At 66.8% G+C, this 19197-nt stretch carries 20 protein-coding genes and 3 pseudogenes; 13 read left to right on the top strand and 10 right to left on the bottom strand.

Going from position 1 to position 19197, the window contains the following annotated elements:
• From QE494_RS08000 to QE494_RS08010, 3 genes and pseudogenes are all read right to left on the bottom strand, one after another.
• Positions 1–128 (bottom strand): annotated as a pseudogene (locus QE494_RS08000) (RNA pseudouridine synthase); the annotation flags it as partial.
• Positions 129–157: 29 nt separating this feature from the next.
• The gene (locus QE494_RS08005; protein ID WP_300042402.1) at positions 158–604 is read right to left on the bottom strand and encodes a hypothetical protein; all 447 of its coding nucleotides are present in this window, start codon (positions 602–604) and stop codon (positions 158–160) included.
• A complete protein-coding gene (locus tag QE494_RS08010) occupies positions 601–1161 on the bottom strand; it encodes a GNAT family N-acetyltransferase (RefSeq protein ID WP_300042403.1) in 561 nt (186 codons plus the stop codon). The genes QE494_RS08005 and QE494_RS08010 overlap by 4 nt, the downstream gene beginning before the upstream one ends.
• Positions 1162–1408: 247 nt before the next feature.
• Between QE494_RS08010 and rpsP the strand changes: the two genes are divergently transcribed.
• From rpsP to QE494_RS08040, 6 genes are all read left to right on the top strand, one after another.
• Positions 1409–1657, top strand: a complete 249-nt coding sequence (gene rpsP, locus QE494_RS08015) for a 30S ribosomal protein S16 (protein ID WP_300042404.1) — start codon at positions 1409–1411, stop codon at positions 1655–1657.
• Positions 1658–1703: 46 nt separating this feature from the next.
• Positions 1704–2291: a ribosome maturation factor RimM gene (gene rimM, locus QE494_RS08020; RefSeq protein ID WP_300042405.1), complete on the top strand. Its 588-nt coding sequence runs from the start codon at positions 1704–1706 to the stop codon at positions 2289–2291.
• Between the two features lie 47 nt (positions 2292–2338).
• The gene (trmD, locus tag QE494_RS08025; RefSeq protein WP_300042406.1) at positions 2339–3121 is read left to right on the top strand and encodes a tRNA (guanosine(37)-N1)-methyltransferase TrmD; all 783 of its coding nucleotides are present in this window, start codon (positions 2339–2341) and stop codon (positions 3119–3121) included.
• A 181-nt stretch (positions 3122–3302) separates the two neighbouring features.
• Complete coding sequence (gene rplS / locus QE494_RS08030; protein WP_300042407.1) at positions 3303–3677, top strand: 50S ribosomal protein L19; 375 nt, start codon at positions 3303–3305, stop codon at positions 3675–3677.
• Between the two features lie 92 nt (positions 3678–3769).
• A complete protein-coding gene (locus QE494_RS08035) occupies positions 3770–4498 on the top strand; it encodes a CoA pyrophosphatase (RefSeq protein WP_300042408.1) in 729 nt (242 codons plus the stop codon).
• An 89-nt stretch (positions 4499–4587) separates the two neighbouring features.
• Positions 4588–5583, top strand: a complete 996-nt coding sequence (locus QE494_RS08040; protein ID WP_300042409.1) for a CobD/CbiB family protein — start codon at positions 4588–4590, stop codon at positions 5581–5583.
• Positions 5584–5600: 17 nt separating this feature from the next.
• Here QE494_RS08040 and rsgA read toward each other — a convergent pair whose 3' ends face one another.
• The 3 genes from rsgA to QE494_RS08055 are packed head-to-tail and all read right to left on the bottom strand — an operon-like array spanning position 5601 to position 8127.
• Positions 5601–6518 carry a ribosome small subunit-dependent GTPase A gene (gene rsgA / locus QE494_RS08045; RefSeq protein WP_300042410.1) on the bottom strand — a complete coding sequence of 306 codons (918 nt, stop codon included), beginning with the start codon at positions 6516–6518 and terminating at the stop codon, positions 5601–5603.
• Entirely contained in the window at positions 6515–6817 is a 303-nt protein-coding gene (locus QE494_RS08050; RefSeq protein ID WP_300042420.1) for a 4a-hydroxytetrahydrobiopterin dehydratase, read from the bottom strand. Before QE494_RS08050 ends, rsgA begins: the two co-directional genes overlap by 4 nt.
• A gap of 32 nt (positions 6818–6849) precedes the next feature.
• Positions 6850–8127, bottom strand: a complete 1278-nt coding sequence (locus tag QE494_RS08055; RefSeq protein ID WP_300042411.1) for a M48 family metallopeptidase — start codon at positions 8125–8127, stop codon at positions 6850–6852.
• Between the two features lie 47 nt (positions 8128–8174).
• Here QE494_RS08055 and orn point away from each other — a divergent pair, with 47 nt between their 5' ends.
• The 7 genes and pseudogenes from orn to QE494_RS08090 all read left to right on the top strand — a co-directional run bounded on the left by orn (position 8175) and on the right by QE494_RS08090 (position 15741).
• Positions 8175–8768, top strand: a complete 594-nt coding sequence (gene orn / locus QE494_RS08060; protein ID WP_300042412.1) for an oligoribonuclease — start codon at positions 8175–8177, stop codon at positions 8766–8768.
• 248 nt (positions 8769–9016) lie between these two features.
• Entirely contained in the window at positions 9017–11128 is a 2112-nt protein-coding gene (locus tag QE494_RS08065) for a DEAD/DEAH box helicase (RefSeq protein WP_300042413.1), read from the top strand.
• Positions 11129–11275: 147 nt separating this feature from the next.
• Positions 11276–12184: a LysR substrate-binding domain-containing protein gene (locus QE494_RS08070; RefSeq protein ID WP_300042414.1), complete on the top strand. Its 909-nt coding sequence runs from the start codon at positions 11276–11278 to the stop codon at positions 12182–12184.
• A gap of 184 nt (positions 12185–12368) precedes the next feature.
• A pseudogene (locus QE494_RS08075) lies at positions 12369–12500 on the top strand (3-isopropylmalate dehydratase small subunit); the annotation flags it as partial.
• Between the two features lie 31 nt (positions 12501–12531).
• On the top strand, positions 12532–13512 hold the full coding sequence (locus tag QE494_RS08080) for a tripartite tricarboxylate transporter substrate binding protein (RefSeq protein ID WP_300042415.1): 981 nt from the start codon (positions 12532–12534) through the stop codon (positions 13510–13512).
• A gap of 19 nt (positions 13513–13531) precedes the next feature.
• Positions 13532–14740, top strand: a complete 1209-nt coding sequence (locus QE494_RS08085; RefSeq protein WP_300042416.1) for a CaiB/BaiF CoA-transferase family protein — start codon at positions 13532–13534, stop codon at positions 14738–14740.
• Positions 14737–15741, top strand: coding sequence for a hydroxymethylglutaryl-CoA lyase (locus tag QE494_RS08090; RefSeq protein WP_300042417.1), 1005 nt, complete (start codon positions 14737–14739; stop codon positions 15739–15741). The genes QE494_RS08085 and QE494_RS08090 overlap by 4 nt, the downstream gene beginning before the upstream one ends.
• A 40-nt stretch (positions 15742–15781) precedes the next feature.
• On the opposite strand, the gene fahA is transcribed toward QE494_RS08090, so the two are convergent.
• The 4 genes and pseudogenes from fahA to QE494_RS08110 form a co-directional block, all read right to left on the bottom strand.
• Positions 15782–17113 carry a fumarylacetoacetase gene (gene fahA, locus QE494_RS08095; protein WP_300042418.1) on the bottom strand — a complete coding sequence of 444 codons (1332 nt, stop codon included), beginning with the start codon at positions 17111–17113 and terminating at the stop codon, positions 15782–15784.
• A complete protein-coding gene (locus QE494_RS08100) occupies positions 17110–17919 on the bottom strand; it encodes a cyclase family protein (RefSeq protein WP_300042419.1) in 810 nt (269 codons plus the stop codon). The genes fahA and QE494_RS08100 overlap by 4 nt, the downstream gene beginning before the upstream one ends.
• Before the next feature lie 42 nt (positions 17920–17961).
• Positions 17962–18855 carry a sugar phosphate isomerase/epimerase gene (locus QE494_RS08105; protein WP_300042421.1) on the bottom strand — a complete coding sequence of 298 codons (894 nt, stop codon included), beginning with the start codon at positions 18853–18855 and terminating at the stop codon, positions 17962–17964.
• 44 nt (positions 18856–18899) lie between these two features.
• Positions 18900–19197, bottom strand: a pseudogene (locus QE494_RS08110) (4-hydroxyphenylpyruvate dioxygenase); the annotation flags it as partial.

Here is a 19197-nt window from a genome sequence, read left to right on the forward strand (position 1 = left end):
TCGGGAAATGCCGCTTGCAGCCGGGTAGCGGCGCAGTCTTGCTTGTCCGGGCCGCGGCCCGGCACTGACAGCAGACCGGCGGGCTTGTCGACGACCAGACAGCACTCGTCCGCATGGACCAGAGGTATTTCTGCGCAGCCACTGGCGAGGGCTGCCTTCACTGCGAAATTTTGCGCCCCTCTTCGATCTGGTGCTCGAAGTAGCGCTGGAAGCTGAAGGCGATGCTGGCCATCAGCACGGCGGTTCCGATCAAGAGCGCTGCAGCGGCGCCAAAGATGGTGAGCCAGCGGGTGGCGCCTGCCCGGTGCTCGGGCTCGGCCTGCGGGTTGAAGCGGGCGTTCCACTTCTCCGGCGTCATCAGGCCGTAGATGATGGCATTGAGCGCGCAGCCGGCAATGGTGAACCCCAGCATTGGGATCAGCAGCCAGCTGAGGGCGTCGTCCTGGCCAAATTGCTGTACCCGCTCGATGCCATAGATGCCCAAGGCAGTGGGAATCGGGAGTGCCCAACCCAGCAGGTCGCCCAGGCCGCGCAGGTAGAAGCGGTGCAGGCCCAAGGGCCCGCCCAGGAAAGTGAGCCAGGTGGCCAGCGTTTTGCTCTTCATGGGGTCAGGCCTTGATGTGTGGCTGCGGAGGGGGGATTGTGGGGCGGGGTCGAGTCCCCGTCGCCGAGCGACTTCTCCATCAGCACGATGTCGAGCCAGCGCTCGAATTTCCAGCCGCAAGACCGGATCGCCCCGGCGTCGGTGAAGCCGGCAGCGCGGTGCAGCCCGATGGAGGCGGCGTTGGCCGAATCCCCGATGACGGCGATCAGCTTGCGCACCCCTTGGGCCGCGGCCGCTTCCATCAGCGCCTGCAGCAGCAGGCCGCCCAGGCCCCGACCACGGGCGGCGTGGTGCAGGTAGATCGAGTCCTCGGCCGAGAAGCGATAGGCCGGTCGCGGCTTGAACCATTGGCAGTAGGCATAGCCCAGCACCTGTCCGTCCTCTTCCACCACCAGCCAGGGCAGGCCGCGGGCGGCGACGTCTGCGTGGCGCTGAGCCATCTCGACCTCGGTCGGCGGGGTGGTTTCGAAGGTGCCTGTGCCGTGCAAGACATGGTGGGCGTAGATGGCGGTGACCGCCGGCAGGTCGGCGTCTTGGAGGGGGCGAATGTGGGGCATCGGGCCTGGGCGTAGTGCGTGGCTATAATCTTGGGTTTTCCGCCGTGTCGATGGCCGGGTGGCCAATCGCGTGTCTCAAACGGCGGAGGAATCTTGGTGCGGCGTCATCTTCCGATATTCAAAAAGGTGATGACGCGCCAGGGCTGAAATCCCCGCGTCCCGTATCTAGGGTGCTTCAGGCCGATTCACATCGATCCGAAGCACCCGGGACAACAGGCTTTCGTGCCCACTCCCCGAAGGATAAATCATGGTCGTCATTCGACTCGCCCGCGGCGGTGCCAAGCATCGTCCCTTCTTCAACATCGTCGTTGCCGACAAGCGTGTGCGCCGTGACGGCCGCTTCATTGAGCGCATCGGCTTCTACAACCCCTCGGCCAAAGACGGCGAGGAGGGTCTTCGCATTGCCCATGACCGTCTGGCTCACTGGGAAGGCGTCGGCGCCCAGGCGTCCCCGACGGTGCAGCGCCTGGTCAAGCAGGCCCCCAAGGCCGCCTGATCGGCCAGCGGACCGCATCCTGCGGTCCGGCTTGCTCCGCCCCCGAATGATGAGCCCGTCCCTGGAATCTGCGGAACTGCCCGCAGACGCCATCGAAGTCGGGCGCATCTCGGAGGCCTGGGGCATCAAGGGCTGGTTCAAGGTCCTGCCCCATAGCGCTTCTCCGGAGGCGCTTTTTTCTTCCAAGCGGTGGTTTCTGCAGCCACCCGAGAAGTCCAGAACGCCCGGGGGCGCACGCGACTTCCCCTTCACCGGCACCGTCTTGCTCAAAGTCCGTGAGGCCAAAGAGCATTCCGGCGGCGTGGTCGCCTGCGCCCAGGACGACTGGGACCGCAATGCCGCCGAGAGCCTTCGGGGCGCGCGCATCTTCGTGTCCCGGGCCAGCTTTCCCTCGACTGCCGACGATGAGTACTACTGGGTCGACCTGATCGGCCTGTCGGTGACGAACCGCGAGGGCGTGAACCTGGGGCAGGTCAAGGACCTGATGTCCACCGGGCCGCAGACGGTGCTGGTGGTCGTCTCGGCGGCAGATGGCCAGACAGTCGAGCGGATGATTCCCTTTGTCGCGGCCTTCATCGACCAGGTCGACGTCCCCGGCGGGCGCATCACGGTCGACTGGCAGCCCGACTACTGATCCGTTCTCTCGCCCAGCGCCCGCCTGCGGGTATGCTGGCGCCGCCCATGCGATTCGACATCGTCACCCTATTTCCTGAGCTGTTCGCCCCCTTTCTGGAGAGCGGGGTGACACGCCGTGCCTTCGAGGTCGGCGGCCCAGTGCAGGTGCGGCTGTGGAATCTGCGCGATTTCGCCCAGGGCAATTACCGGCGGGTGGACGACCGCCCCTTCGGCGGTGGCCCTGGCATGGTGCTGATGCCCGAGCCCCTGGCACGCGGCCTGGCCGCTGTGAGGGCCGAGCGCGCAGCGGCCGGCGCCCCGCCTGCGCCGGTGGTCTTGTTCTCCCCGGTCGGTGAGCGCATCGCCCACCCCTTGATCGAGCGAGAGGCGGCGACTGGCCAGCCCGGCGCCATCTTGCTGTGCGGTCGCTATGAGGGCCTAGACCAGCGCGTCATTGACCAAGAGGTCGACCAGCAATGGAGCCTGGGCGACTTTGTTCTCTCCGGCGGCGAGATCGCGGCCCTGGCGGTGCTCGATGCCGTGGCCCGACTGCAGCCCGGCGTGCTCAACGACGCGGGCAGCTACCAAGAGGACAGCTTCAGTCCGGCGCTCGACGGACTGCTCGACTGCCCGCACTACACCCGGCCTGAGGTCTGGGAGGGCCGTGCGGTGCCCGCCGAACTGCTCTCAGGTCACCATGCCCGCATCGAGCGGTGGCGACGCGAGCAAAGCCTCTTGGCCACCGCCCGGCAGCGGCCGGAGCTGATTGCCGCAGCAAGGGCCGCCGGTAAGCTCAACAAAGCCGATGAGCACTTTTTGATGCATATGACCGCAGGCAAGCCGGGCTAGCTGATCGGGTCAGGGAGCCTTTCTGGCCTGGCTATAATGGTGGGCTTTTCGATCCTCTGTCCGGCCGCCCTGGCAAGCCTATGCGCCTGCCGCCCGTCCAAGTTGATGGCTTCGTGCCAACACTTGAGAGGCATTCAATTGGGGCCTTTTGCGTAGCGCGGACACGATCTCAGAGGTAAACATGAACCTGATCCAAACTCTCGAGCAAGAAGAAATTGCTCGCCTCGGCAAGAAGATTCCCGAGTTCGCCCCCGGTGACACCGTGATCGTGAGCGTGAACGTGGTCGAAGGCACCCGCAAGCGGGTCCAGGCCTACGAAGGCGTGGTCATCGCCAAGCGTAACCGCGGTCTCAACAGCGGTTTCACCGTTCGCAAGATCTCCAGTGGCGAAGGTGTTGAGCGCACCTTCCAGACCTACAGCCCGCTGATTGCCAGCATCGAGGTCAAGCGCCGTGGTGATGTGCGCCGCGCCAAGCTGTACTACCTGCGTGACCGCAGCGGCAAGTCGGCTCGTATTAAGGAAAAGCTGCCCGCCAAGGCGGTTGCCGCCGAGTAAGCACAGTGACCCCAGCCGGCATCATTCTCCGGCTCGTCGCAACCCGCCGCCGCCAGCCTTGCGCTCGCGGCGGCTTTGCTTTTCCAGCCTGAATGAGCCACAACCCATCCGCCCACCCGCCCGATTTGCCGCCGGACCAGGTGCCCCTGTCCAAGCTGCCTAATTTCGACCCACGGCTGGCAGCCCTGGTGGGGGTCGATAGCCACCTGCCGGCGGTGCCTCATGCTGCGCTGGACCCGCAGGCGTTGCGTCATCGCTTTCGCAGGCCTCCTTCCTGGGAGGCCGAACTGCGGCAAGAGCCCCGCTTTACCAACCGGCAGTCGGCGCCCGCGGCGGTGCTGGTGCCCTTGGTTATGCGCGAGCAACTCTGTGTCTTGCTCACCCAGCGGACGACCCAACTGGCCAACCACTCGGGCCAGATTGCATTTCCCGGTGGTCGCCAGGACGCAGAGGATGCCGACGCCGCCGCTTGCGCGCTGCGCGAGGCCGAAGAGGAAATCGGTCTGGACCCGCGTCATGTCGAGGTCTTGGGTACCCTGCCCACCTACACCACGGGGACCATGTTCGTGGTGACCCCGGTTGTCGCCCTGGTCACGCCCGACCATCGTCTGGCGCTCAGCCCGCATGAGGTGGCCGACGCCTTCGAAGTGCCACTGCCCTTCTTGATGAACCCGGCCCATCACCGACGTCATGCCGTCGAGGTGGACGGCGTGCGCCGCGAATGGTTTGCCATGCCCTGGCAGGACGGCAGCCGCGAGCACTTCATCTGGGGTGCCACGGCCGGCATGCTGCGCAACCTCTACCGATTCCTCTCGGCCTGACTCCGCGTCGTTGCTGGGGCAGGCCCCGCGCCGCCAGAGGGGGCTGCGATGGCAGGCAGTGACGCGACGGAGGCCGCTATCATCGCGCCATGGCCTTCTTTGCCATCCTGTTTGCGTTGCTCATCGAGCAGGTGCGCCCGCTCGCCCCGCGCAACCCCGTTTACGCCGGCATGCTGGGGTGGACCCGCTGGGTCAGCCGCAACTTCGACGCGGGCCGCGGCCATCACGGCTGGATTGCCTGGGCGCTCACGGTGCTGGTGCCGACCGGCGCCGCCGCCTTGCTCCATATCGGGCTGGACTTCGGCTTGGGCTGGCCGCTGGCGATGCTCTGGAACGTGGTGGTGCTCTATTTCACCCTCGGCTTTCGCCAGTTCAGCCACCACTTCACCGCCATCCGTGAAGCACTCGACGCCGGCGACGAGGACCAGGCCCGTGCCCAGTTGGCCCAGTGGCAGCAGGTAGAAGTTGCCGACCTGCCGCGCAGTGAGTTGCTGCGCCACGTGATCGAGTACTCGGTGCTGGCGGCCCACCGGCATGTGTTTGGCGTGCTCGCGGCCTACTGCATCTTTGCTGTTTTAGGCCTGGGGCCGGCTGGCGCCGTTTTCTACCGCATGGCCGAATTCGCCAGCCGCTACTGGTTCCACCACAGCCGCCAGCACCCGGTGAGCGACGCGCTCCAAGATGCGGCCTCGCTGGCCTGGGCCCGTATCGACTGGCTGCCCGCCCGTATCACCGCCCTGGCCTTCGCGGTGGTGGGCAGTTTCGAGGAGGCGATTGACTGCTGGCGTCACCATGCGCAGCGCTTCCCGAACGACAACGACGGCGTGGTTCTGGCAGCCACCTCGGGCGCAGTGGACGTCCGTCTGGGTGGCGAAGCACTGCGTTCGGCCTACGCGGCCGCGCCAGGCCCCGGGGGCTGGCCCGAGGGTGGGGCGCCCTCCGCCACCAGCGAAGACAGCGAAAGCACGCCGGGTCGCGAGGCCCAGCCGGCGCACCTGCGCAGTGTCGTCGGCCTGGTCTGGCGATCGGTGGTGCTGTGGATGGTTTTGCTGGCGCTCCTCACGCTGGCCCGTCTCCTGGGCTGAGTGGCGCCAGGCCGCTCTTACCAACGCGTTTGCGACAACTCCGCAAACAGCTCCGCGTAGATGCGGTGGCGGCTGGCGCTGACGGCGCCCGCACCCGTGCTGTCCACCGAGGCCAACACCGCGCAGCCCGGTTCATGCAGGTGGGTGCAGTTGTAGAAACGGCACTGGCCCTGATGTAGCCGCAGATCCGGCATCAGGCCTGCGAGCTGGGTGGGTTCGAGGTGCCGAAGGCCAAATTCCTGAAAGCCGGGTGAGTCGATCAGCGCGGTGCTTCGCGCTCCGTCGACCCAATACCAGGTGGTGCTGGTGGTGGTGTGCCGGCCCGAATTGAGCGCTTGCGAGATCTCGCCGGTTTCAGCCAGCGCCCCAGGCACCAGCAGGTTGATCAGCGTGCTCTTGCCCGCGCCTGAGGGGCCCAGCACCAAGGTGGTCTTGCCGGTGAGGCGCTGCATCAGGTGTACGCGGTCTACCTCGGCAGAGAGGCGCAGCGAGAGTGGCATCACGCCCTGCTGCATCGCCTGGTACGGAAGCAACCGTGCCCAGGCGCGCTCAAAGGGCACCACCAGGTCGCTCTTGTTCAGGACGATCAGCGCCGGAATGCCAGCGGCCTCGGCCGCGATCAGGGCCCGGGTCAACTGGGACTCAGAGAACTCAGGCTCGGCTGCGATCAGGATCAGTACCTGGTCCAGATTGGCAGCGAATGATTTGGTGCGCACCTCGTCCTGCCGATAGAACAGGTTGCGCCGCGTCTCGACTTTCTCGATGCTGCCCTCGTCGCCGCTGACCTGCCACAGTACCCGGTCACCGACCACCGACTGGCTCTTCTTGCCCCGCGGGTGGCAGATCAGCCGCCGGCCCTCTGGCGTCTCGACCAGCACATGCCTTCCGTGGCTCGCGACGACCAGGCCAGGTTCCCGCGGCGGGCTGGCGCTCATGCCAGCAGGGCGTCGATCTGGGCGGCGCAGTCGAAGTCGGTGTCTGAGATGCCGCCGACGTCGTGGGTGTTGTAGCGAACGATGCACTGGCCATAGCGAACCACCAACTCAGGGTGATGGTCCTGGCGCTGGGCGATGAAGGCGACCGCGTTCGCGAAGGCCAGCACCTCGTGGTAAGCGGCGAAGCTGAAGGTCTTTTCAATCGCGGTGCTCGCGCCGTCGCCCGAGAGCTTCCAGCCGGGCGCCGTCACCAGGCGTTGGACCACCTCAGTGGGTGTGAGGGCACGGCGCTTGACCATTGCCCAGTCCCTTGCCTTGAAGTCGGCGTTGCTCACGCGGCCCCCTGGCCCATGCGCGCCAGTCGCTCGCTCGCCGGTGGGTGCGAGTAGTAAAAGCGCACGTACACCGGATCGGGCGTGAGCGTGGAGGCGTTGTCCTCGTACAGCTTGGTCAAGGCTGAGGCCAGGTCGCGCCCGTCCGTCTGCGCCACAGCAAAGGCGTCCGCCTCGAACTCATGTTGGCGCGACACCGCAGCCATGAGCGGCGAGATGAAGAAGGTGAACGCAGGTACCGCCATCAGAAACAGCAGCAAGGCCAGTGCGTCATTGCCGCCCGAAAGGCTTGGCTGCACCCCCAGGCCGGTGTAGAACCAGACTTGGCTCGACAGCCATCCGAGCAACGCAAAGCCGGCCAGGCTCATGGCAAACATCGTGGCGATGCGTTTGAGAATATGCCGGTGGCGAAAGTGCCCAAGTTCATGCGCGAGCACCGCGTCCACCTCGCCGGGCGTGAGGCGGGCCAACAGGGTGTCGTAGAACACCACCCGCTTGGCAGCGCCGAAGCCGGTGAAGTAGGCGTTGGCATGCGCGCTGCGGCGGCTGCCATCCATCACGAACAAGCCCTTGGCCGCGAAGCCGCAGCGCTGCATGAGCGCGGTGACTCGGGCCGCCAGGGCCTGGTCCTCCAGCGGCTGGAACTTGTTAAACCATGGCGCGATGAGGGTGGGATAAATGACCAGCAGCAGCAAGTTGAACCCCATCCAAGTACACCAAGCCCACAGCCACCAGGCACTGCCGGCTGCGCCCATGAGCCACAAGATGAGGGCGGCAATCGGCAGGCCGATCGCCGCGCCCAGCACCGTGCCTTTGGCCATGTCTACCAGCCACAGGCGCCAAGTCGTTTTGTTGAAACCGAATTGCTCCTCGACCACGAAGGTCCGGTACAGCGAAAACGGCAGGTCTAAAAGGCCGCCGATTGCCGCGAAGGCGGCCAGCAGGGCCAACTGCTGGCCCATGCCCGGCTCGAGTGCAGCGAGTAGGGCCTGATTCAGCGCGTTCAGGCCTCCGAGCAAGGTCCAAACGATGAGGGTGCCCGAGGACCAGGCCATCTCGAACAGGTCCACCCGGGACTTGGCCAGGGTGTAGTCGGCCGCACGCTGGTGGGCCGCCAGCGGCACTCGCTCGGCAAAGGCAGTGGGCACCGCTGTGCGGTGCTGGGCTACGTGACGCGCCTGGCGGGTGGCCAGCCAGTAGCGCAGGGCCAGGCCGGTGAGTAGGGCGGCCGCGAAGGCCAGGGTCATCAACAGGGAGGGTGAGAGTTCTGCGGGCATCGGGCATCAGTGTAGCGGCGGCCCCGCCGTCGGTGACAATCAGGGCCATGTCCGAGACGCCCCAATCTGCCGCCGCACCCGCCAGCGATGCCCCTCTCGCCAAGAGCGACCAGAACCTGGTCTGGCTCGACTGCGAGATGACCGGGCTAGACCCCGAGGTGGACCGCATCATTGAGATTGCGGTCGTCGTCACCGGCCCGCACCTGTCCCCGCGGGTGGAGGGGCCGGTCTTTGCCATCCACCAGAGCGACGCCCAACTGGACAAGATGGACGCCTGGAACAAGGGTACACACGGCAAGAGCGGCTTGACCGACCGGGTCAAGGCCTCCACCGTCGACGAGACCCAGGCCGAAGCCGCGCTGATCGAGTTTCTCTCGAAGTACGTCCCCAAGAACGGCAGCCCCCTGTGTGGTAATACCATCGGCCAGGACCGGCGCTTTCTGGTCAAGTACATGCCCCGGCTCGAAGCGTTTTTTCACTACCGCAACCTGGACGTGAGCACGCTCAAGGAGTTGAGCCGGCGCTGGCGTCCCGAGGTCTACGAGTCCTTCAAAAAGCAGCAGCGTCACACCGCGTTGGCGGACGTGCACGAGTCCATCGACGAAATGGCGCACTACCGCGAGCATTTCCTCAAGCTCTGAGGGCGCAAAGCGCAGAGCCGGGTTGGACCCTACGCAAAAAGTTGGCGTGGGCGGCGTCGGGTGTGCGACAATCCGGTTTGCGCCGCAAGAGCATTCTTTTTGACTTGCGGTTTTTTGTTGCATCTCCTTTCAAGCACAGGCCCGCGTGACGAGGCGCTTTTCGCGCCACCTTCCGTCCCGCATCAATAGGCCAGCGGACCTTCCGGTCCGTACGTCGTCTGGATGGTGATGTTTCTCAACCATCCACGATGACCGCCGCCCCGCGCGGCGCCACCGTGTGCGAGTACTTCATGACCGATAGCCTCCATGGGCCGGGCGACTTTGCGCCTGCCGAATCCATTGTTGCGGATACCTTTTCCGCTGACCTTCCCGAAGCGTCTTTCGATGCCAGCGTAGAGACCGCGCCCGCGGTGCTAGACACGGTCTCAGCGATCGTTGCCGTGGCCAATGGCGACACAGCGCCCGCTGACCAAGCCGCGATCTCTGTCCAGGTCGCTCCCGAGGCTGCTGCCGAACCCGTCGCCGACATCCCCAACGGTTTCATCCGCCTGGGGCTGGCCCCCGAATTGATCCGCGCCGTCCATGACTTGGGCTACACCCAGCCCACCGCCGTCCAGGAGCAGGTCATTCCCCAGGCCATGGACAGCGGCGAGGCCGGCAAAGCGGCCCGCTTCATCGACCTCATGGTTTCCAGCCAGACGGGAAGCGGCAAGACTGCCGCCTTCTTGCTGCCGGTGCTACACACCCTGATCCAGCTGCAGGCCGAGCAAGAGGCGCGCGAGCGCGCCGAGCTCCAGCGCCTTGCCGAGGAAGCCGCCGCCCGCGGCGAGGCCACTCCCAAGCGCAAGCGCCGCAACCCCACCGACCCGCGTAGCTTCAAGGCCGCCACGCCCGGCGCCCTGATTCTGTGCCCGACCCGCGAACTGGCCCAGCAGGTGGCGCATGACGCCATCGGCCTGGTGCAGCACTGCCGGGGCCTGCGCATCGCCAATGTGGTCGGCGGTATTCCTTACCAGATTCAAATCGCACGCCTGCAAAACGCCGATCTGGTGGTGGCCACCCCCGGCCGCCTGCTGGACCTGCAGCGCTCCATGCAGATCAAGCTGGACCAGGTCAAGTTCCTGGTGGTCGATGAGGCCGACCGCATGCTGGACCTCGGCTTTGCCGACGACCTGGCCGAAGTCAATCAGCTCACCATCGAGCGTCATCAGACCATGATGTTCAGTGCCACCTTCGCGCCCCGCATCCAGCAGCTGGCCCAACGGGTGATGCGCGAGCCGCGCCGTGTGCAGATCGACTCGCCGCAGGAAAAGCACGCCAACATCCAGCAGAAGCTGTTCTGGGCCGACAACGCTGCCCACAAGCGCAAGCTGCTCGATCACTGGCTGCGTGACACCACCATTGATCAAGCCATCGTCTTTGCCAGCACCCAGATCGAGTGTGACGGCCTCGCGGGTGACCTGCAGCAGGCGGGCTTTTCCGCCGTCGCCTTGCATGGCGCCCTGAGCCAAGGCCTGCGCAATCGCCGGCTGATGGCGCTGCGCAACGGTCAGGTGCAGATTTTGGTGGCTACCGACGTGGCGGCGCGAGGCATCGACGTGCCCACCATCACGCACGTTTTCAACTTTGGCCTCCCGATGAAAAGCGAGGACTACACCCACCGCATTGGCCGTACGGGCCGCGCCGGCCGTGACGGCCTGGCGGTGACATTCGCCGAGTTCCGTGACCGCCACAAGATCTTCGACATCGAGGGTTTCACCAAGCAGCCGTTCAAGCCCGAGGTCATCGCTGGCCTCGAGCCCTCCGAGCGCACCCCGCGCTCACCGCAGCCTGGTGCCTTCGGCGGCAAGGGCCGTGGCGGCCCCAGCCGTGGCAGCAGCTTCGGCGCCAAGCGCAGCGGTGGTTTTGGCGGTGGTGGCTTCGGTGGCGACCGCGAGGGCTACGGCCGCAAGACCGGCTTTGGTGACGCCGGCGGCGAGCGGCGCGATGACCGCCGCGATGGTGGCTTTCAGGGTGAGCGCCAGGGCGCTTTCCAAGGGGGCTTCCGTGGCGATGACCGTCAACCTGGTTTCCGTAGCGACGACCGCCAAGGCGGTTTCCGTGGTGATGATCGCCAGAGCGCGTTCCGCGGCGATGATCGCCAAGGCGGGTTCCGGGGCGATGATCGCCGCGCGGGTGGCGCCGCACCTTGGGACAAGCGTCCGGCCAGCGGCTTCGCCGCTCGTCCCGCCCCCCGGGGGGACTTTGAGGGCCAGGGCGCGCCGCGCTCCAGCGCTCCGCGTCCCGCAAATGCGGGTAATGCCGGCAAGGTCTTCGTGCCGCGCGACGTGAAAAAGCGCGCCTACAAGCCGGCGCGCTAAGACACCGGAATCGGGTGCCCCCTGGGTGCGGGGGCAGGGTAGACCCGACTCTAGAGGGCCCTGCGTGGCGGCAAAATCATGCCTGCTACCAGGGCCTTCTGCTTTGGACTGCTCCTTCGGGACCGCCCTGATGCCCTGCCCAGCCCCATGAACCTGCACCGCCTGGACCTGGTTTCACTGTCCCTGTTCCATCTGGTCGCCCGAACCGGCAGCATCAGCCGTGGCGCCGAGCTGGCCCTGCTGGCGGTGGGCGCGGCCAGCAAACGCATTTCCGATCTCGAGGCGGCGGTGGGTGCGCCCTTGCTTGAGCGCCATTCCCGCGGCGTCAAGCTCACCGCCGCCGGTCTGGCCCTGCAGCGTCACGCCCAGAAAATCCTGGGGGACATCGACCAGATGTGCGCGGACCTGTCGGACCACGCCCATGGCGTGCTCGGCGTGGTGCGCCTTTGGGCCAATACCTCGGCCATTACCCAGTTCCTGCCGGGCGACCTGGCGGCCTTCGCCGCACTGCACCCTGGCATACGGATCGAGATGAACGAGGCCGACAGCCATGAGGTGGTGCTGGCCGTGGCCGACGGCCGCGCCGACGCGGGCATCTTCGCCGACCGCACCCCCACGCTGGGCTTGCAGACCTTCTCCTACCGACACGACCGTCTTATTTTGGTGGTGCCTGCGCGCCACCCCTTGGCCAAGCGCCGCAGCGTGTCCTTTGCCGACGCCGCCGACTACGACTTCGTGAGCCTGACCGAGGGCACCTCGCTGGCCCAGCGGCTGGCACTCGAGAGCCGGCAAGCGGGCAAGCCGCTGCGCATTCGCATCCGGGTGCGCAGCTTCGACGCGATGTGCCAGATGGTCGCCGCCGGCCTCGGTCTGGCGGTGCTACCCCAGGCGGCGGTACAGCCCCTGGTCGGCGCCCTGGGTCTGCGCAAGCTGGACCTGACCGACCCCTGGGTTGACCGCGAGTTGCTGCTGGGCGTGCGTGACCCAGCGGCCTTGCCGCGGCCGGTTCGCAGCCTGGTCGACCACCTGGTGCCGCCCTCGCAAGCCGCTGCCTGAGCCTGCGGCTTTCGCGGATTGCGAAACCTCGCTTGCTTTCTGTGTCATTCCGCGACCACCCGGCCTTTTTTAGACTGCGCAGGCCATGACTCAGACCGCCACGTTCCATGCGCCGCTCACCCTTTTCGACACGCTCTGGCAGCGCCATCTCTTGCTGCAAACCGAAGATGGAGAATGCCGGCTCAATGTCGACCCGTGCCGCAAGCAGCTTCTGCTGGAAGGTCTGGACGACATCGGCCTGACTCTGCAACGCGCCGACCGTATCCGGGCCTTCGGGGTTCGCCACCGCGCAGCCTCACCCAGTTTTTTTCAGTGATCCATCCAATAATTTTTTGAGGAGACACACCATGCGCCTATCCCGCCGCCTACTGATCGCCCTGTCGGCCCTGACCGGCGCCGCCGCCCTTCTGGGCCCGGCCGCTGCCCAAGACAAGTTTCCGTCCAAGGCGGTGACCATCATCGTGCCCCAGGCGGCGGGTGGTGCCAATGACACGATCGCCCGAGTGATCGCCGCCAAGCTCACCGAGCAGACGGGGCAGACCTTCGTCGTGGACAACCGCACCGGTGCCGGTGGCAACGTGGGCACCGCCCAGGCGGCCAAGGCCCGGCCTGATGGCTACACGCTCATGCTCACCGCCGACAGCTCGATGGTGATCAACCCCGCTCTCTACAAGAGCACGGGTTTCGATCCGGTGAAGGACTTCGAGCCGATCGGGCCCGTGGCCACCGCCGGCTATGTGCTGGTGGCCCACCCTTCCTTTGCTGCGCGTAACGTGACCGAGCTGGTGAGCCAGGCCAAGCAGCAACCGGGCAAGATCAACATTGGCTCGGCCGGCAATGGCACGCTGAACCACCTGATTGGCGAAATGCTGGGCAAAGCGACCGGTATCGAAATGGTGCACGTACCTTACAAGGGTGCTGCGGCCGCGGTCACCGACCTGGTGGCCGGCCAGGTGCAGGTCTCGGTGCAGAGCCTGCCTTCCTCGATCGCCCACATTCGCAGCGGCAAGGTCAAGGTGCTGGGCGTGGTCAACCCCAAGCGCGTGCCCGCGCTGCCCGACGCGCCCAGTATCGGCGAGACGATCAAGGGTTTCGGCGCCACCCCCTGGTACGGCGTGTTCGCGCCGGCCGGCACGCCCAAGGCCATCGTCGCGCAGCTCAATGCCGAGATCGCCAAGGCCCTGGAGTCCAAGGACGTGCAGGAGCGGCTGGCGGGTGCCGGTTGCGAGCCCTTCAAGTCCAGCCCTGAGCAATTTGCCCAACTCGTGCGTGACGACCTTCCCCGCTGGGCCAAGATCGTGAAGGACTCGGGTGCCACCGTCGACTGATTCCGCAGGACCCATCTTCATGACCCTTCCGACCCTTTCCCCGGGCGCGCTCGCAGGTTTGCGCGTCGTCGAAATGGGCCAGCTCATTGCCGGCCCCTTCGCCGGCAAGACCCTGGGCGACTTCGGCGCCGACGTGATCAAGATCGAGCCGCCGGATGCGGGTGATCCACTTCGCAACTGGCGCATGATCCAAGATGGCACCTCCGTCTGGTGGCAGGTGCAATCCCGCAACAAACGCTCCATCGCCCTGGACCTGCGCAGCGCCGAGGGCCAGGACATCGCCCGCAAGCTCATCGCCCAGGCCGACGTGCTGATCGAAAACTTCCGCCCTGGCACGCTCGAGGGCTGGGGCATGGACTACGCCACCCTCTCCCGCGACAACCCGGGCCTTGTGATGCTGCGCATCTCCGGCTACGGCCAGACGGGCCCCTACCGCGACTTACCCGGGTTTGGTGCTATCGGCGAGGCCATGGGAGGTCTCCGCCACCTCACCGGTGAGCCCGGCCGGGTGCCCGTTCGCTGCGGCATCTCCATCGGCGACACCTTGGCCGCCCTGCACGGCACCATCGGTGTGCTCACTGCCCTCTACCACCGCAAGGTCAATGGGGGCCAGGGCCAGGTGATCGATGTGGCGCTCCATGAAGCGGTGTTCAACGTCATGGAAAGCCTGGTACCCGAGTACAGCGCCTTTGGCGCGGTGCGCGAGGCGGCCGGTTCGGCCTTGCCGGGCATCGCGCCCTCCAACGCCTACCGCTGCGCCGACGGTGTGGTGTTGATCGCCGGCAACGGCGACAGCATCTTCAAGCGGCTGATGCAGTGCATCGGGCGTGATGACCTGGCCACCGACCCGGCGCTGGCCGACAACGCCGGCCGTGTGCGGCGGGTGGAGGAGATCGACGCCGCCATCGAGGCCTGGACCGTCTCCCGCACGGTGACCGGCGTGCTTGAGTCCCTGGGCGCCGCCAAGGTGCCTGCTGGGCGCGTCTACACCGCACGCGACATCGTGGAAGACCCGCACTACCTCGCCCGCGACATGATCCTCTCCCAAGAGACCCGCGACGGCCATGAGGTCAAGGTGCCCGGCATCGTGCCCAAATTGCTCGGCACGCCCGGCCAGGTGCGCTCAAGCGCCCCCCGGCTTGGTGACGACACCGACACGGTGCTGGCCGAATTGGCCTTCTCTGCGCAAGACATCGCCGCACTGCGCGAACGCAAGGTGGTCGCGTGACCGGTCATCCAGTCCCTGCAAACGCCGGAGTCTGGCAAGGCGCCGGCCGCCGCATCCACCTGCAGGAGGTGGGCACCCGCGACGGCCTGCAGGCCGAGTCGGCCTTTGTGCCCACGGCCGACAAGGTCGCCCTGGTTGACGCTCTGTCCGACGCTGGCCTGGCCAAAATCGAGGTGACCGCTTTCGTCTCGCCCAAGGCCATCCCGGCCCTGCGCGACGCTGAGCAGGTGCTGCGCGAGATCCGGCGTGCGCCTGGCGTCGTCTACAGCGCCCTGGCGCCCAATGTGCGTGGCGCCGAGCGCGCCATCGAGTCCCGCGCCGACGAACTCAATCTGGTCATGTCGGCCAGCGAAAGCCACAACCTGGCCAACCTGCGCATGCTGCGCGAACAGTCGTTCAGCGCGCTCGCCGAGGTGGCCGCCGCCACGCGCGGCACGGGTGTCGCGGTCAACGTGTCGCTGTCCTGCGCCTTCGGCTGCCCGATGGAGGGTGATGTGCCGGTGCAGACGGTGCTGCAATGGTGCGAACGCTATGTGCAGGAGCTGGGCGCCCGTGGGGTGACGCTGTGCGACACCACCGGGATGGCCTACCCGACGCAGGTGGCCGCGCTCACCACCGCCTTCCGCGCGCGCTGGCCCGGCACCGAGCTCACCCTGCACTTTCACAACACCCGGGGCATGGGTCTGGCCAATGTGCTGGCCGCCATCGACGCCGGCGCTGACCGCTTCGACGCCTCGTTCGGCGGCATCGGCGGCTGCCCCTACGCACCGGGCGCTTCGGGCAATGTTTGCACCGAGGAAATCGCCCATGCGCTCACCCTCATGGGCTACGACACGGGCGTTGACTTGGTGCGGCTGGTGGCGGCCGCGGGGCGTTTGCCGGCTCTCATCGGCCACGACATCCCCAGCCAGATCGTCAAGGCTGGCCGGCGGCTCGACCTGCACCCACGGCCGGTGGAGTTTGAGGCGATCCGGCAGCGAGCGATCGAGCGCAGGGCCTGAGCCCCGCCACCGAAGCTCAGACGGCATTCGTCGCTTCGGGTCACCCCCGTGCCGGCAGCACCGTGCCCCGGCACTCGCCAAAGCCGATGCGGGCATGGCCCGGCTTTTCGCACCATCCTCGGAGGATGACCGTGTCGCCATCGTGCAGGAAGGCGCGCTGCTCGCCCGTGTTGGCCAGCGTGACCGGTTGGCGCCCGCCCAGGCTCAACTCCACCAGCGCGCCTGCCTCCTGTGCGGTCGGGCCAGAGACCGTTCCGGTGCCGATCAGGTCGCCAGGCTCCATATTGCAGCCCCCCACGGTGTGCTGGGCCAGCATTTGCGCTGGGGTCCAGTACTGGTGTCGAAAGCTGGTGGCCGCCAGGCGACTCGGCGTTTGGCGCTGGCTGCGGTGGGCGGGCGTGTCGAGCAGTGCCTCCAGGCGTACGTCCACCCCGCCGCATGCGCGATGCCCCGCATCGTCGAGGTAGGGCAGGGGCTGTGGGTCGGAGGCTGGCCGATCGAAGGGCACCCGGTAAGGCGCCAGTGCATCCATCGTCACGATCCAGGGGGAGATCGTGGTGCAGAAGTTCTTGCCCAGAAAGGGGCCCAGCGGCGCCATTTCCCAGAACTGGTGGTCGCGCGCCGACCAGTCATTCAGAAGCACCATGCCTAGCATGTGCCGCTCGGCCTGCGCCAGGGCAATCGGCTCGCCCAGGGCGTTGCCAGGGCCGATGAAAAAGCCCATTTCCAGCTCGAAGTCCAGCCGCGCGCAGGCGCTGTAGACCGGCGCCTGCGCGCCTGCCGGCATGGCCTGTCCCATGGGCCGGTGAAAGCCAAAGCCTTCCTGGCCCACCCGCAGGCTGGAGGCGCGGCCGTGATAGGCGATCGGCAGCCACTGGAAGTTGTCGGTGAGCGGCTTGTCCGGAAAGATAAGCCGGCCCACGTTCACCGCATGGTGGATCGAGGTGTAGAAGTCGGTGTAGTCGCCGATCTGCGCGGGCAGGCCGTACTCGGCCTCGCCGAGCGGTATCAGGCATTCGCGCAGTTGCGCCTGTACCGAAGCGGGTGCGTCCTCGGCCAGCAGCGCAAACAGGCCGTGGCGCAGCGCCCGCCAGGCCTCGGGCCCGAGCGCCATGAACTTGTTGAGTGCAGAGCCCGCGCAGGCCTTGCAGGCGGCCTGGGCAGGGCCCTGCAGCAGGCCGGTGGCCGCGAGTTGGGCCAGGTTCAGCGCCTGGTCGCCGATCGCGGTGGCGCCGTGCATCATGTCCTGGCTGGCGCGCCGTCGCAGCACCGCCAGGGGCAGGTTCTGGATCGGGAAGTCCCCGCCCGCCTCCTGCGCCGAGGCCAGCCAACTGCGGGCGCTTGCTGCGTGGGTGTGGTCCAGGGCGTTCATGGGCGGGTGCCCGTCAGCGCCTCATCGAAGATGGCCACCGCCCGGGTCCAGCCTGCCGAGGCGCCGCGGATCTTGTGGGGGAAGCAGCTGATGTAAAAGCCCGAGGCTGGTAGCGCCTCCAGGTTGTGCAGTTTTTCCAGGTGGCAGTAGCCTATGTCGCGCCCCGCCTTGTGGCCCTCCCAGATCAGACCGGCGTCCTGGGTCTGGGCGTATTTCTTGGCGGTGTGCACAAAGGGCGCGTCCCAACTCCAGGCGTCGGTGCCGGTCAGGCGCACGCCGCGCTCCAGCAGGTACATGGTCGCCTCGTAGCCCATGCCCGCGCCAGCCGCCACATAGTCAGGCTGGCCATAGCGCGTGCCCGCCCGGGTGTTCACCACCACGATTTCCAGCGGCTGCAGGTTGTGGCCAATTCGCGCGAGTTCGGCCTCGACGTCGTTCGCGGTCACCACATAGCCATCTTCGAAGTGGCGGAAATCCAGTTTGACCCCGGGCTGGAAGCACCATTCCAGGGGGACCTCGTCGATGGTGATGGCCCGCTCCTTGCCGCCGGCCTTGTCGTTCATCGTCGAGTGGAAGTGGTAGGGCGCGTCGAGGTGGGTGCCGTTGTGGGTATTGAGCTGCACATACTCCAGCGCCCAGCCCTCGGCGTCGGGCAGGTCTTCCTTCTTGAGGCCGGGGAAGAAGCTGGCCACCTGTTCGGCGGTGGCCTCGTGCCGCAGGTACTCGATCTTCGGGCTGTAGCCGGGCGGATCGGAGGCGACATCGTTTTCCAGGTAGATGGAGAGGTCGACAAATCGGCGCGTCATGGTCTGGCTTTCAGTGCTTCGCCTGCCACGTTACGCAGGCCTTCAGTGATGGGATTCAAACGTGATTTTGGCATTGCCCGCCCGATGCAGACGCATCTGACCGGGCAGCGGCGCGCCGCGCAGCATCACGTCCTCGGCCAGCCAGAGCGCGGAGCGCCGGGCACGCTCGCAGACCATGGGCAGCGGCATCTGCACATAGTCGTCGTTGAACACCTCGAAGCTGTAGTCGCCCTGGTAGCCCAGCGCATCGAGCTTGAGCACCATCTCTGCGACCTCGGCGGTGTGCACGCCCTCGCCGGGGAACACGCGGTAGGTGCGTGCAGTGGCCATTCTTTCCTCGAAGGTGCGGGTCTCCTGCCACATGAAGTCCGACAGCTGCACCAGAAAGATCTTGGCCGGGTCGAGGTCATCCAGCGCCGACAGGGGGGTCTTGGCGGCGAGGATGTGGAAGGAGTCCAGGCCGACCCCGAGGTTGGGGCAGTCGGCGCGTGCCACCACGTCCCAAGCGGTGGTGAACTCGTTGATGTGGCGCCCCCAGGAGAGGCCCTCGTAGGCGATGCGAATGCCCAGGGGCAGGGCCAGCATCGCCAGCTTGCGCAGGTCGCGCGCGAGGTGGTCGACGTCGCCGCTGGCGTGCACCGAGGTCGACGAGCACACCAGCAGGACCTTGCAGCCCAGCGCAGCGCACATCTCCAGCATGGTCTTGGCAATGTCGACCTTGTACTGGTGCAGGTGGCCCGACAGACCCTCGAAGTCGCGCAGCACCTGGAAGCCCGTGCCGCGCAAGCCACTGGCCTTGACCGCGGCCACCGCCGCTTCCCAGCCCTGAGGGTGGCCCACCAGGTCATTGGCCTTGAGCATGACCTGGCTGAAGCCGGCTTGCGCCATCGCCTCCAGCTTGGCCTCCAGCGGCCCTGCCAAGGTGATGGTGTCCATGCCGATGGCGGCGATGGTGCGCCGCAGGCTGCGAGGATCGCGGATCACGGGGCCACCCCGGGTGTGGTGTCGCTGTGCACCAGCTCGAACAGCACGCCCCCCAGGTAGGTCTTGGAGATGGCGCCGCGCTGGCCGCTGTGTGCCGCGCCGCTTTCGACGAACTCCAACCCCAGGCTGCGCAGGGCTTGCACTGCGGCCAGCACGTCGGGAACGCCCAGACCGATCCGCTGCAAATGCTCTCGATCATCGTTCTCGGCGGCGTCGGGCTCAGGCTCGATCAACTGAATCATGAACTGGTTACCCGCGTGCAAGGCCGGTGCCCGCAGCAGCTTGCCCAGAGGC

This window comes from Ramlibacter sp. (assembly GCF_029866045.1).
Classification (GTDB): Bacteria; Pseudomonadota; Gammaproteobacteria; order Burkholderiales; family Burkholderiaceae_C; genus Ramlibacter.